Source organism: Oceaniglobus ichthyenteri, from assembly GCF_003057885.1.
GTDB lineage: Bacteria > Pseudomonadota > Alphaproteobacteria > Rhodobacterales > Rhodobacteraceae > Oceaniglobus > Oceaniglobus ichthyenteri.
Genome location: NZ_QAGK01000002.1, coordinates 83,837 through 97,823, shown reverse-complemented (window position 1 = coordinate 97,823; position 13,987 = coordinate 83,837). Strand labels below are relative to the sequence as shown.

General features: G+C 59.9%; 13 protein-coding genes. 7 read left to right on the top strand and 6 right to left on the bottom strand.

Annotated elements, in window-relative coordinates:
• Window positions 1–23 precede the first annotated feature (23 nt).
• Genes C8265_RS03495 through C8265_RS03485 form a run of 3 tightly spaced genes read left to right on the top strand, consistent with a single transcriptional unit; the run spans window position 24 to window position 2,015 of the window.
• Window positions 24–632, top strand: coding sequence for a VOC family protein (locus tag C8265_RS03495; RefSeq protein WP_108482612.1), 609 nt, complete (start codon window positions 24–26; stop codon window positions 630–632).
• Window positions 629–1,636: an endonuclease/exonuclease/phosphatase family protein gene (locus tag C8265_RS03490; protein ID WP_108482611.1), complete on the top strand. Its 1,008-nt coding sequence runs from the start codon at window positions 629–631 to the stop codon at window positions 1,634–1,636. The genes C8265_RS03495 and C8265_RS03490 overlap by 4 nt, the downstream gene beginning before the upstream one ends.
• Window positions 1,587–2,015: an AAA+ family ATPase gene (locus C8265_RS03485; protein WP_240610961.1), complete on the top strand. Its 429-nt coding sequence runs from the start codon at window positions 1,587–1,589 to the stop codon at window positions 2,013–2,015. The genes C8265_RS03490 and C8265_RS03485 overlap by 50 nt, the downstream gene beginning before the upstream one ends.
• Here the strand turns inward: C8265_RS03485 and C8265_RS03480 are convergent.
• The 4 genes from C8265_RS03480 to C8265_RS03465 all read right to left on the bottom strand — a co-directional run bounded on the left by C8265_RS03480 (window position 2,012) and on the right by C8265_RS03465 (window position 7,666).
• Window positions 2,012–3,562: a Ppx/GppA family phosphatase gene (locus C8265_RS03480; RefSeq protein ID WP_108482610.1), complete on the bottom strand. Its 1,551-nt coding sequence runs from the start codon at window positions 3,560–3,562 to the stop codon at window positions 2,012–2,014. The genes C8265_RS03485 and C8265_RS03480 overlap by 4 nt on opposite strands.
• A gap of 139 nt (window positions 3,563–3,701) precedes the next feature.
• Window positions 3,702–5,870 (bottom strand): RNA degradosome polyphosphate kinase, encoded by a 2,169-nt coding sequence (locus tag C8265_RS03475; protein ID WP_108482609.1) that lies wholly within the window; start codon window positions 5,868–5,870, stop codon window positions 3,702–3,704.
• Between the two features lie 42 nt (window positions 5,871–5,912).
• Window positions 5,913–6,596: an HdaA/DnaA family protein gene (locus tag C8265_RS03470; protein WP_108482608.1), complete on the bottom strand. Its 684-nt coding sequence runs from the start codon at window positions 6,594–6,596 to the stop codon at window positions 5,913–5,915.
• A 2-nt stretch (window positions 6,597–6,598) separates the two neighbouring features.
• Window positions 6,599–7,666 carry an AI-2E family transporter gene (locus C8265_RS03465; RefSeq protein ID WP_108482607.1) on the bottom strand — a complete coding sequence of 356 codons (1,068 nt, stop codon included), beginning with the start codon at window positions 7,664–7,666 and terminating at the stop codon, window positions 6,599–6,601.
• A 539-nt stretch (window positions 7,667–8,205) separates the two neighbouring features.
• On the opposite strand from C8265_RS03465, the gene proS reads away from it, so the two are divergent.
• From proS to C8265_RS03450, 3 genes are all read left to right on the top strand, one after another.
• Window positions 8,206–9,546 (top strand): proline--tRNA ligase, encoded by a 1,341-nt coding sequence (gene proS / locus C8265_RS03460; RefSeq protein WP_108482606.1) that lies wholly within the window; start codon window positions 8,206–8,208, stop codon window positions 9,544–9,546.
• A 62-nt stretch (window positions 9,547–9,608) separates the two neighbouring features.
• Entirely contained in the window at window positions 9,609–10,856 is a 1,248-nt protein-coding gene (locus tag C8265_RS03455; protein WP_108482951.1) for a lipoprotein-releasing ABC transporter permease subunit, read from the top strand.
• A complete protein-coding gene (locus tag C8265_RS03450) occupies window positions 10,849–11,526 on the top strand; it encodes an ABC transporter ATP-binding protein (protein ID WP_108482605.1) in 678 nt (225 codons plus the stop codon). Before C8265_RS03455 ends, C8265_RS03450 begins: the two co-directional genes overlap by 8 nt.
• Window positions 11,527–11,597: 71 nt before the next feature.
• Here C8265_RS03450 and C8265_RS03445 read toward each other — a convergent pair whose 3' ends face one another.
• The gene (locus tag C8265_RS03445; RefSeq protein WP_108482950.1) at window positions 11,598–12,359 is read right to left on the bottom strand and encodes an SDR family oxidoreductase; all 762 of its coding nucleotides are present in this window, start codon (window positions 12,357–12,359) and stop codon (window positions 11,598–11,600) included.
• A 103-nt stretch (window positions 12,360–12,462) separates the two neighbouring features.
• Between C8265_RS03445 and C8265_RS03440 the strand changes: the two genes are divergently transcribed.
• A complete protein-coding gene (locus C8265_RS03440) occupies window positions 12,463–13,503 on the top strand; it encodes an L-idonate 5-dehydrogenase (RefSeq protein WP_108482949.1) in 1,041 nt (346 codons plus the stop codon).
• 7 nt (window positions 13,504–13,510) lie between these two features.
• Here C8265_RS03440 and C8265_RS03435 read toward each other — a convergent pair whose 3' ends face one another.
• A complete protein-coding gene (locus C8265_RS03435; protein WP_240610960.1) occupies window positions 13,511–13,945 on the bottom strand; it encodes a GlcG/HbpS family heme-binding protein in 435 nt (144 codons plus the stop codon).
• Window positions 13,946–13,987 lie beyond the last annotated feature (42 nt).

Below are 13,987 nucleotides of genomic sequence, written 5' to 3'. Positions count from 1 at the left end.
TGGAAACAGAAATGAGGGTGCCCATGAAGCTGGACCATCTGGCCATTGCGGCAACGGTTTTGGAAGACGGCGTTGCCTTTGTCGAGGCGGCGTTTGGGGTTACAATGGCGCCGGGCGGGGCGCACGGTGCCATGGGCACGCACAACCGGCTGCTGTCGCTGGGGCCGGATCTGTATCTTGAGGTGATTGCGATTGATCCTGCAGGGCGTGATCCGGGGCGGCCACGTTGGTTTGATTTGGATCGGTTTGTTGGGTTGCCGCGGCTGAGCAACTGGATTGTAGCCTGTGATGACCTGCGTGCGGGGCTGGCCGCCGCGCCCGAAGGCACGGGTGAGGTTGTGGAATTGCAGCGCGGTGATTTGACATGGTCGATGGCGGTGCCCGCCAGTGGTGTGTTGCCTTATGATGGGGTCGCCCCCGCGCTGATCCAGTGGCATGGAGGCGCGCATCCGGCGCCGCGGTTGCCCGATGTGGGATGCCGTTTGATCGCGCTTGAGGTGGTGCATCCCGAAGGGGCGGCGTTGGCGGCGCATTTCCCCGATATGGACGGACCGGTGAGCATTGCCATCGGGCCCACGCCCGGCCTGCGTGCCACGTTCGAGACGCCGAAAGGGCGGGTTACTTTGGCGTGAGGCTCGCCACGTATAACGTTGAGTGGTTCAACGCCTTGTTTGCCGATGATGGCAGCCTTCTTTGCGATGACGCGTGGTCGGCGCGATGGGGCATTACCCGCGAACGCCAGATTGCCGCCATCGGCGCAGTGTTTCAGGCGCTGGATGCCGATGCGGTGATGGTGATTGAGGCGCCAGATACCAGCCGGGGGCGCGATGGCACCCGGGCGTTGGAAACATTTGCCCGGGCGTTCAACCTGCGCGCGCGCGCGGCATTGATCGGGTTTGCCAATGACACGCAGCAGGAAATCGCGCTGCTTTATGACCCTGATCTGATTGAGGTTTGCCACGATCCCGGCGGCCTGCCCATGGGCGCGATCGGTGCGCGCGACGATCCAAGGTTTGACGATGTGTTTCACATTGATCTGGATACCGATAGTGCGCCGGAACATGTGCGCTGGTCAAAACCGCCGTTAGAGGTGATTTTGGATTCCGCGCGCCATACCCTGCGCCTGATCGGGGTGCATGCGAAATCAAAGGCCCCGCACGGTGCGACATCGGCCAAGGATGCCACGCGCATTGCCATTGAAAACCGGCGCAAGCAGTTGGCCCAGTGTATCTGGCTGCGCCACCGGGTCGAGGGACATCTTGCGGCGGGGGATCCGTTGATTGTCATGGGGGATTTCAATGACGGCCCTGGTTTGGATGAATATGAACGGTTGTTCGGCCGGTCGGGCGTGGAAATCGTGCGCGGCGAAGGGCGGGGCGTGCAGCTTTACGATCCGCATGTTGATATGCCCGGCGCAACCTCGGCGCGGTTTTGGCACCAAACCGAAGAGCGGTGGTTTGAAACGCTGCTGGATTTCATTCTGGTGTCACCCGATCTGGCCGCGCGGGGGCCGCAATGGCGCATTTGGCACCCTTTGCGCGATCCGCTGCTGTGTGGGCAGACGCAGCTTTGCCAGGCGTTGCTGGATGCGTCCGATCATTTTCCGGTCACGCTCGATTTACCGGACGGCCCTTAAAATCGGCGGGATGATGCGCTATATGAATAACATGAAACAGATTGCCATGCTTCTTTTGGCCGCCAGTTTGGCTGGGCCTGTCGCCGCTCAATCCTCCGAGAATTCGGTGGAGGAGGGCGCGGAAAAGCTGAACGAAGGGGCGCGCGAGTTGTTTCGCGGGCTGTTGGACGAGATTGAGCCCGCAATGCGCGATTTTGCCCGCCAGTTACAAGAACTGAACTGGAAAGGCCTGACCATCAAGGATCTAGATGAATATGAACCGCCCGAGGTTTTGCCGAACGGCGATATCATCCTGCGGCGCAAAACCCCCAAATTGCCCGATTCAGAAGCGCCAGAACCCGATGAGCCCCTGATCGATTTGCCGCAGATTGATCTTTAGCCCTCGGGCGTGCCACGCAAACGTTTCACGTTACTTTCCGCCCCCAGTGCGCTGACCAGCGATTGAAACCGCGATTGCGCGACCTCGCCGAACAATTCCTCGGCGTGGCGGGTGAGCCATAATTCCAACAGCTTTTTCTTCGGAAACCAGCGTAACTCACCCAGACTGCCGGGTTTTTCTGCTGAAAACATCGCACCGAACCGCATGGCGCGGCCTAAAATTTCGGCCTGCTTGATTTCTTTTTCGTCCAACAGCGCCACTGTGGCCTCAAGCCGGCTGCCGCTGCGCGAATTTTTATAGCGGTGCAGCAGGGCCAGCCCCATGAACACCCGTTCCGAATGGGTCAGCCCGCCCAGATTGGCGCGGGTGGCATTGTCAAAACACGCCTCATGGCGGTAATCGGGGTGGGCGCGCCAACTGACATCATGCAGCAAACAGGCCGCGCGGATGATGCGCAGCCTTTTTTCCCCGTCGTTTTTGAACAGCGGCAACAGAAATTGATATAACGCGCGGCCAAACCCCGGAAAACGCGCGTCTTTTTGTTCGGCCCATCGACAGGCCTCGATCAATGGGTCGCGATCGCGCAGACGTTGGGGCATTTGTTCATACAACAGCCCCTCGCGGATACCATAGCTGGAAATCGCGATATCGCGGGGTTTGAATTTGCGCACCACCTGTCTGAGAACCAGCGAGGCCAACGGCACCAGCGCCATCCGTGCCTCGCCAATGCCGGTCATGGCGCGCATTTGTTCGGGGGTATGATCGGCGATGAATTTCACCGTGTCCTGAATGCCCTGGGGTGTCATCCGGTATTCGTGCTGCACATGCAGGGGATAGCCGCGCCGCTCCATGTCCAGACGGGCAATGGCGCGCCAGCTGCCGCCGACCAGAAACAGGCGTTTGTTGTCGGTGCCGATTTCTTCCAGCAGCGCGTCAACGGTTTTGGCGATCTCGGCCTTGACCGCCTTTTGCCCACCCTTGATCCCCTGAAGGCGCAACGGCCCCAGCGCCGACGACACCCGTTTGCCGACGCGGCCTTCGGAAATCTGCGCCAATTCCATGGACGAGCCGCCAATGTCACACACCAACCCATAGGCCCCCGGCCATCCCAGCATCACGCCCTGGGCCGACAATCGTGCCTCTTCGCGGCCATCCACGACCCAGGTTTTCAACCCGGTTTTTTCTTCGACCTCGGCGCGGAATTCGGGGCCATCTTCGGCCTCGCGCACGGCGGCGGTGGCGACCACGGTCAGGGGCGTGGCGTTCATGCCTTCGGCCAAGCGTTGAAAACGCACCAACGCGGCCAAGGCGCGAACGCGCCCTTCAGGGTTCAGACGCCCGGTTTCGGCGAATCCTGCGCCCAAACCCGCCATGACCTTTTCGTTGAAAAAATACGCCGGGGAACGGGCCGCACCGTCAAACACCACCATCCGAACCGAGTTTGACCCCACATCGACAACCCCGACCCGGCTGAGCGCGCGCGCGGTCGGGTCTTCGAACAAAGGCCGGCCAAATGGCCCCCAGTCTTCTGTGGTGTCTTGCATCATGGCCCCTTATTTCTGCCGCGTCCCGATGGGACACTGCCCCGCCACGCAGGTCGGGTCAATCCGCCGGACGCGCCGTAAAACGCGAAATCGGGTGGAATAATACACCACGATCCTGCAAAACCCTAACGTGGCGACAGGTTCAGTCTTCGGAATGGGTCAATTCGGGCACGTCTGCGGCCCCGGCCGATCCACGCCCCGAAAGCGATGGATTTTCCATAAAGAACCGGTGGCAGCTGAACAGGGGGCCATCGCCCGTGCCCCGGGCATAGGTGCCATCGGCCGCCAAGATCCAGCTTTGCGCCGTGTCGGCCATGTTGGCCGCCATCACCTGACTGACGATTTGCGCCTTGACGGTGGGGTTGGTGCATTCAACCAATGTTTCGACCCGGCGCACCAGATTGCGGCCCATCCAATCAGCCGATGAAATGAACACGCGGGCCTTTTTGCTGGGCAATTCGGCGCCATTGCCGAAACACACGATGCGGGAATGTTCCAAAAACCGTCCGACAATGGATTTGACCCGTATGTTTTCGCTGAGCCCCGTAACACCGGGGCGCAGACCGCAAATGCCCCGGACCACCAGCGAAATCTTCACCCCCGCCTGGCTGGCCGCATAAAGCGCGTCAATCACATCAGAATCGACCACGGCATTCATTTTCGCCCAGATCGTGGCGGGTTTTCCGGCGCGGGCCAGATCGGCCTCGTGTCCGATCATTTCGATCAAGCGATCCTTGAGGGTCAGCGGCGAAATCGCCAGATTTTCCAACCGGTCCGGCACCGCATATCCCGACAGGTAATTGAACACACGGGTTGCATCGCGCCCTAGGGCCGGATCGCAGGTGAAGAACGACAGATCGGTGTAAATGCGCGCGGTGATCGGGTGGTAATTGCCGGTGCCGTAATGGGTATAGGTGACCAGTTGATCGCCTTCGCGCCGCACCACTGTGGAAATCTTGGCGTGGGTTTTGTAATTCAGGAACCCATACACCACATGCGCGCCCGAGCGTTCCAGATGGCGCGATTGCTGAATATTCGCTGCCTCGTCGAACCGCGCTTTCAGTTCCACAAGGGCGGTGACGGATTTGCCCTGTTCCGCCGCTTCGCACAGGGCGGCAACGATGGGCGAGTTGCGCGATGTGCGGTACAAGGTTTGTTTGATTGCCACCACATCGGGGTCATTCGCCGCCTGGGCCAGAAACCGCACCACCATATCAAAGGTTTCATAAGGGTGGTGCAACAGCATATCTTTTTGTCGGATCGCGGCGAACATATCGCCATCGTGGTCCTGCACCCGTTCGGGAATGCGCGGCGTGAAACTGGGCCAAAGAAGATCGGGCCGTTCGTCCAGCACCAGTTCTTTCAGATCGGTCATGCCGATCATTCCGTCCAGTTCGATCACCTCATCTTCGACCACGGGCAATTCTTCCATGATCACCCGGCGCAAACCGGCCGGCGCGCCGGTGGAAATGGTCAGGCGCACCACTTCGCCCCGTCGGCGGCGTTTCAACGCCACCTCAAATTCGCGCACCAGATCTTCGGCCTCGTCCTCAACCTCAAGATCGCTGTCGCGCAGCACCCGAAACCCGCAGGATCCCTTTTCGGCATAGCCCGGATAAAGCGAGCCGATGTGCAACAACAGTAATTCTTCCAACGGTAAAAACCGCGCTTTGCCTTCGGGGGCGGGCAGGCGCACGAAACGATCAATCTGGTTGGGAATGGGCAGCAAGGCGCGCAATTTGCGTTTGTCGGCGCGCCGCTCAAGTTGCAGCGCCAGCGAATAGCCGGTGTTGGAAATGAACGGAAACGGATGCGCCGGATCAATCGCCAGTGGCGAGAGTATCGGGAACACCTGGGTCAGGAAGAAATGCTCAAGAAACTCGGTGTCTTGCTCGCTCAGCCGGTCGCGGGTGAGCAGGCTGATGCCTTCTTCCTCCATCAGGCCCAACAGGGTTTGATAGGTCTGCTGTTGATGATCAAGCAGCGCGCGCGCCCCGGCGTTGATCAAAACCAGTTGTTCGGCGGGGGATAACCCGTCAGCGGCGGGGGTGGTATTGCCCGCCTGGGCCAATTCGCGCAATCCGGCCACGCGAACCGTGTAAAATTCATCCAGATTGGTGGCGGAAATTGACAGAAACCGCAGCCGTTCAAGCAATGGAACCTTGGTGTTGTCGGCTTCCTCAAGCACGCGCCAGTTGAAGGCCAGCCAAGACAATTCGCGGTTGAAAAACCGCCCCGGCCCGGTCAGATCGACGTCAGGCAGATCGGTGGCATCGGGAAACGGGGCAGAGAGGAAATCTGTGATGCTCATGGGCGGCTGTTTGATCCATCGTTGTAACGGAGACGTACCGGATCATGCGCCCGACAATGGCCCCTTGTCCAGCGCGCGCGCCGCCAGGTGTTTGGTGATCGGGCGTTTTTCGGTCAGAGACATCGCATCAAGCCGCGTCACCACATCGCGCGCCGCGGCGAACGAACGATCCATCCGCAAGGTGAGATAGGTGATCACATCGGCATCCACATTCAACTGCCGGTCGGCAAACATCTTGGCAATCACGGCGGCCAACAGATTGTCGTCTGGCGGCTCGATCTGGGCGACATCGCAGGCCTGCATCCGGCTGGCCAGATCCGGCAGGGTCAGCGGCCAGCGGGTGGGCGGCGAAACAGCGGTAAACAGCAATGTGCCGCCTTCGGCCTGTGACAGATTGTGCAGGTGAAACAGCGCCCGCTCGGCGTCGGGCTGACCGGCGATGGTTGGAATGTCTTCCACCACCAGCGGGCCGGGGGCCAGGGCGGGCAGATCGGCGCCGATCACATCGCGTGCGTGCAGGATTGGCGCGCCGGTGGCGGCGGCAAACACATGGGCCATATGGGTTTTGCCCGCCCCCGACGGGCCAGACAGGGCCAGTTTGCGCATCGGCCAGGCGCGCCAGTTGTCCAATGCGGCCACCGCCAGCGCATTTGCGGGCGAGATGAAGAAATCTTCGCGCCCCAGGGCCGGCACGCTGGGCAAATCAAATGTCAGTTGTTGCGCCATGATTATTTTTCTTGGTTCCGGTCAAGCCCACTGTACAGCAGGCTGTGTTTGTATTGCTTCAGGGCATAGCGGATAACCACACCCAGTGACGCCGCAACCGGCACCGCCACCAACAGGCCGACAAATCCAAACAGCGCGCCAAAGGCCGACAGCGCAAAGATCAGCCACACAGGGTGCAGCCCCACAGATTCACCCACCAGTTTCGGAGTCAGGATGTTGCCCTCGGCGAATTGCCCCGAGAAAAAGATCGCGGCCACAGCCAAAATCCAGACCCATTCGCCCCAGAACTGAAACAGCGCCAGACCGATGGCCAGCGCACCGCCGACCACGGCCCCGACATAGGGGATAAACGTCAAAAACCCGGCAATTGCCCCGATGACCAAACCAAAGTTCAACCCGACCAGCGCCAGCGCCCCCGCGTAATAGACCCCAAGGATCAGGCATACTGTTCCCTGACCGCGGATGAACCCGGCCAATGTGGCATCGATGTCGCGGGCAATCTGGCGCACGGTGGCCACATGATCGCGCGGGATCAGTTTGTCGATCTTGGCGATCATGTTGTCCCAATCCAGCAGCAGGTAAAACGCCACCACCGGCACGATCACAAACAACACCAAAACGTTGACGATGCCACTGACCGATGACAGCAGCCCGTTCATTACCTCACCGCCGCGGCTTTGGATGGTTTCGCCAATGCTGACCAGAGAACGGCGCACGACCGATCCTTCGTCCATGATGCTGGGAAACCGCTCGGTCAGAAAAGTTTGCAGATTGTTGGCGATTTTCGGCGCCGATTCGACCAGCCCCGCCGCCTGATTGACCAGTGTGGGAATAACCGCCAGCGCCAGAACCACGAAAAACAGCAATCCGACGATGGTGATGACAACCGTGGCCCAAACCCGGCTCATGCCCCAGCGTTGCAACCGATCTGCGATCGGGTCCAGCATATATGCAATGGCCCCGCCCAGAACAAAGGGCAGAATCACATCACCCAACCACCACAATAAAATCAGAAACACCGCCGTTGCGATGCCCCAGTATTTGACCTGTTGGTGCACTGGCAGGGCCATGGGCCTCTCCTATTGATTGATGAGGGGTTGTCGCCGATCCAACAGGCCTGCGCAAGAGCAGCGCGCGCCGCGCCGCAATGCAGCAGCGCGGCATTCGACCCAAGGTAAGGATTCCCTTACTTTCATTTTGCCTGACGTTGCGTCACAATTATGTTGTTTCGTGAGCGGGGAATTATCCCTTGGAACACCCGGACAATCGGCGTGGCCATCCATTAGGTCGCCCGGTTGTCCGCCATGGTCCGATGTGCGCTGTCCCGTGCGCAAATGGGCAAAGGTGGTGCGTCTGTCCCCGGATGTGGCCGCAATTTTGGGGAAGATCGCATCCCGCAATCTTCCCCATTTGCGTTTGGTGGGCTGCCGCGTTTGTAAACCCTGCGGGCGGTACCAATGGATTTCCGTATGCCCACAATACTTTTCACCCATTGCGCAGGGGCAATCCTATACCCGTTATGGGGCGAAACACCGCTCTGCGCCTTGCTTGCCCGCCGCACCCCGTCTAAACCACCCGACAACGTCATATCATACCAGGGTTTCCCCACATGCGCCTGTCCCGCTATTTTCTGCCCGTCCTGAAAGAAACGCCATCCGAGGCGCAAATCGTATCGCACCGCCTGATGCTGCGCGCCGGGATGATAAAACAGGCCAGCGCGGGCATTTACTCGTGGTTGCCTCTGGGATATAAGGTGTTGAAAAACATCGAAAACATCGTTCACGAAGAACAGCAGCGCGCAGGCCACATCCCGATGTTGATGCCCACCCTGCAAAGTGCCGATTTGTGGCGCGAATCCGGGCGCTATGATGCCTATGGCCCCGAAATGCTGCGCATTACCGACCGGCACGGGCGTGACATGTTGTATGGTCCGACCAACGAAGAAATGATCACCGACATTTTCAAAGGGGCCGTGGGCAGTTACAAAGACTTGCCCCTGACCCTTTATCATATCCAGTGGAAGTTCCGCGATGAAATCCGCCCCCGGTTTGGCGTGATGCGGGGGCGCGAATTTCTGATGAAGGACGGGTACAACTTTGATCTGACCAAAGAGGACGCGCTGCACGCCTATAACCGCCATCTGGTTACTTATCTGCGCACCTACGAACGGCTGGGCCTTCAGGCGATTCCCATGCGCGCGGATTCCGGCCCGATTGGCGGCGATGACACCCATGAATTTCTGGTGCTGGCCGAAACCGGCGAATCCGAAGTGTTCTATGACAGCGAAATCACCGATCTGACATTTGGTGAGCGTGACATTGATTATGACAATGTTGAACAATGCGCCGCCGTGATGGAAGAATTCACCGCCCGTTATGCCCGTACCGATGAAACCCACGATGAAGCGGAGTTTGAAAAAATCCCCGAGGCGCGGCGCCGCAGTGCGCGCGGCATCGAAGTGGGGCAGATCTTTTACTTCGGTACCAAATATTCCGAAGCCTTGGGCGCGATGGTCGATGATGGCAAAGGCAACAAGGTGCCAGTGCATATGGGCAGCCACGGCATTGGCGTTTCGCGCCTGTTGGGTGCAATCATCGAGGCCAGCCATGACGACAAAGGCATCATCTGGCCCGAAGGCGTGACCCCGTTTCACGCCGGTATCGTCAACCTGCGCCAAGGCGACAGCGCGACAGATGCCGCCTGCGAAACCCTCTATGCCGCGCTCACCAATCTGGGGCTTGAGCCTCTGTATGATGACCGCGACGAACGGGCAGGGGGTAAATTCGCCACTATGGATCTGATCGGCCTGCCCTGGCGCATCACTGTCGGGCCGCGCGGATTGAAAAACGGCATGGTTGAACTGACCTCGCGCCGCAGTGGGGAAAGCGAAGAAGTGTCGCCCGAGGCGGCCGTGGCCCGGATTGCCGAAATCTATGGCAAATCCGCCTGAGGCCCCAAGAAAGGGTTGATATTGTGACAGGTCGCACCGCCCCGTTTGCCCGGTTTGAATGGATGATCGCCTGGCGCTATTTGCGCGCCAAGCGGGCCGAGGGCGGCGTCAGCGTGATGACCTGGATTTCGCTGATCGGGATTACACTGGCGGTGTTCGCCCTGATTGCCACCCTCGCGGTGCGCAGCGGATTTCGCGAAGAATTCGTCGATACCATCCTGGGGGCCAACGCCCATGTGACGGTCTATTCCACCCTGCGCGTCAATGAAAACGGCCAGACAACCCGCACCATCCCCGATTATCTGGAAATGGCCGACCGGGTGCGCGCGGTCGATGGCGTGACCCGTGTTGCGCCTTTGATCAAAGGGCAGGTGATGGCCTCGCACCGCTCGGCCACATCGGGGGTTGAGGTGTTTGGCATCGCCCCCGCCGATCTGCAAACCATCCCGCGCATATCCGATCCGCTGGATGCCATCGGCAACATCGGCGATTTTCCCAACGGTGTCGCCATCGGCAGCGGTGTCGCGCGCGAATTGGGCCTGGTTTTGGGCGATAAGATCACTCTGATTTCGCCCAACGGTGTGAAAACCGCTTTTGGCACCTCGCCCCGGGTCAGCAATTATGACGTGGTGTATATTTTCACCGCCGGGCGATATGATATTGACCGCACGCGCGTTTACATGCCGTTCACCGAGGCCCAGGCGTATTTCAACCGCGAAGGCGTGGCTGATGAGCTTGAGGTGATGGTGGAACAGCCCGAGCAGATCGATCAACTGACCCTGCCGCTGTTGCAGGCGGGCGGTGATCTGGCGATGATCTGGACCTGGCGCGATGCCTCGGGCAGCTTTCTGCGCGCGCTCGATATCGAAGACAATGTGATGTTCATTATCCTGTCGATTCTGGTTCTGATCGCGGCGATGAACATTGTGTCGGGCCTGATCATGTTGGTCAAAAACAAGGGCCGCGATATCGGGATTTTACGCACCATCGGATTGACCGAAGGCAGCGTTTTGCGCGTGTTTTTCATCTGTGGCGCGTTTACTGGCATCATCGGCACCGGGCTGGGCGTGATACTGGGCGTGGCGTTTGCCATCTGGATTGATCCAATTTTTTCCTTGGTCAACTATGTGTCGGGTGGCGGCGTCTGGGATCCGTCGATCCGGGGCATTTATGCCTTGCCGGCCAAGTTGGAGTTTGACGATGTGATGTCGGCGGTGGCGCTGTCGCTGGGCCTGTCCTTTATCGTCACCATTTTTCCCGCCCGTCGCGCGGCGCGGATGAACCCGGTTGAGGCATTGCGATATGAGTGATCCGGTGCTGGTCCTCGACGGGATCGAAAAGACCTATAACAAAGGTGCCGCCAATGCGGTTCAGGTGCTGAGTGGCATCAACCTGACCGTCGCGCGGGGTGAGGTTGTGGCGGTGATCGCGCCTTCAGGGGCGGGCAAATCAACGCTGCTGCATATCGCGGGGCTGCTTGATACGCCGGATGCCGGGCGTGTGGTGCTGGGAGGGCAAGACATGACCGGCCTGTCGGATCGTCGCCGCACCGCTGCGCGCCGGGGCGACATCGGCTTTGTCTATCAGTTCCATCATCTGTTGCCCGAATTCAGCGCGTTGGAAAACATCACCCTGCCGCAACTGGCCAATGGCGTTGACAGCGCGGCGGCGGCAACCCGCGCCACCGATCTGCTGCAAAAGGTCGGCGTTGGCCACCGGGCCAGCCACCGGCCCAGCGCCCTGTCGGGGGGCGAACAGCAGCGTGTGGCCGTGTGCCGCGCCTTGGCCAATGGGCCAAAACTGTTGTTGGCGGATGAGCCGACCGGCAACCTTGACCCCACTACATCCGATGCGGTGTTCGCCGCCCTGATGGATCTGGTGCGCACCACGGGCCTGTCGGCAGTGATCGCCACCCACAATCTGGAACTGGCCGCACGGATGGATCGCACATTGCGCCTCAGCGATGGAAAACTGATCTAAGCCAAAAACCACAGGCCCGGCCTGCCACCGGCCATTGGTTTTTTCTTGCTAAAAATATCCAAATCCGCCGCTTACAAAGACGCGGTGATCCCACCGTCCACGAACAACGTGTGGCCATTCACGAAACTGGACGCAGGCCCCGATAAAAACACACAGGCCCCGACCAATTCATCCACCTGGCCCCAGCGCCCGGCAGGCGTGCGTTTTTCCAGCCAGGTCGTAAATTCGGGGTCGGCCACCAAGGCGGCATTCAGCGGCGTGTCGAAATAGCCCGGCGCGATGGCGTTGCATTGCAACCCGTGTTTGGCCCAATCGGTGGCCATGCCTTTGGTCAGGTTGGCAACCGCGCCCTTGGTTGCCGTATAGGGGGCGATGCCGGGGCGGGCGAGCGCGGTTTGCACCGATGCGATGTTGACGATCTTGCCAGCGCCGCGTTTGATCATGTGCCGCGCCACGGCCTGACCAACCAGAAAAACCGAAGTTACGTTGGTTTTCATCAGGCGTTCAAAAGCGTCGGCAGGAAAATCCTCTAACGGGGTGCGGTGCTGCATTCCGGCGTTGTTGATCAGAATGTCGATCGGGCCGGTTTCGGCCTCAAACCCGTCAATGGCCGATGCCACCGCGGCGGCGTCGGTCACATCGAACGCCAAGGTGTGCACGATTGCCCCCTCACCGCGCAATGTATCGGCGGCGGCGTTCATCTTGGCCACGTCCCGCCCGTTCAAAACCACTTCGGCCCCGGCAGCGGCCAGACCGCGCGCAAGGGCAAACCCGATCCCTTGGGATGATCCGGTCACCAGCGCCCGTTTACCATGCAATGCGAACAATTCCATGCCCTGCGCCATGGGCGATCCTCCTTATTTGATCTCGACAATCCTGTGTCCCGGCTTTTATGATAACGTTAACACTGCCTGTCAATCAATCGCCCGAGGCCCCATGACCACAGTTCAAGCCATCGTCGCCCATGGCGCAAAGGATTTGCGCATCGAGCATACCGAAACCGGCGCGCCGGGGCCCGGGCAGGTGCGTCTGCGCATGGCGGCGGGCGGGATTTGTGGATCGGATCTGCATTATTACAACCACGGTGGGTTTGGCGCGGTGCGGCTGCGTGAGCCGATGATCCTGGGCCATGAGGTGTCGGGATATATTGAGAGCCTGGGTGAAGGTGTGAGCGGGCTGGCAGAGGGGCAATTGGTGGCGGTTTCGCCCTCGCGTCCCTGTTATGACTGCCGGTTTTGCCATGAGGGCGCGCATAATCACTGCCTCAACATGCGGTTTTACGGCTCGGCCATGCCGTTTCCCCATATTCAGGGCGCGTTTCGCGAAACCTTGATTGCCGAGGCCAGCCAATGCGCAGTGGCCGATGGTTTGACAGCGGGCGAGGCGGCAATGGCCGAACCCTTGGCCGTGTCTCTGCATGCGGTGCGCCGGGTGGGCGGGATGTTGGGCAAACGGGTGTTGGTCACCGGCTGTGGCCCGATTGGCGTGCTGACCATTCTGGCGGCGCGCCGGGCCGGGGCAGAAACCATCGTGGCCACCGATCTGTCGGATTTTACCTTGGGTGTCGCGGCGGCCAACGGTGCCGATCAAACCCTGAACATGAAAACCAATCCAGACGCGTTGCACCCCTGGCACGCTGAAAAGGGCCAGTTTGACATCTGCTTTGAATGCAGCGGATCACCCCCCGCCTTGGCCGCGGCGGTGCCTGCGATGAAGCCGGGCGGCGTGATCATGCAATTGGGTTTGGGCGGGGATATGACCCTGCCATTACAGGCGATGACCGCGAAAGAGCTGAACTGGATCGGCAGTTTCCGGTTTCATTCGGAATTTCACACCGGCGTGGCGCTGATGCAAAAGGGGCTGATCAAGGTGCAACCGTTGATCACCCAAACCCTGCCCCTGACCGAAGCGGTAACAGCGTTCGATCTGGCCGGCGACCGCACCCAAGCGATGAAGGTGCAGATCGCCTTTGACTGACGCTGTTTTAAAATTCCGTCGCGCCAATTGCCGCCAGGGCGGCATTCGCCACCGCGATATCCTGATCGCCCGAGCCCGAGCCGATGCCGATTCCGCCGATGCATTCGTCGGCGATGACGATGGGCAAGCCACCGGGCAGGGCGGTGACGTGGTTTTGCGTGGCCCCGACAATGCCAACACGGATCGCTTCGGGGATGTTGGCGCTGGGCGTGCGGTTGCTGGCGGCTGTGCGCGCCTTGGTACGGGCCGATTTCAACGACAGGTATTTCGCCCCGCTCATCCGCAATTCGGCGATTGTTTCACCGCTGGCATCAACGACAACGATACACTGGGGTTGGCCGATCTCTTCGGCCTTGGCGATGGCGGCTGTGACCATCTCGATTGCGCCGGCGTGGGTCAGGCGTGTCGTTGTTTCGGTAAAGACCATTGTATATCCATCCATGATTTATCAAACTTGGCCCCATACCTAACAACTGCTGCCAGA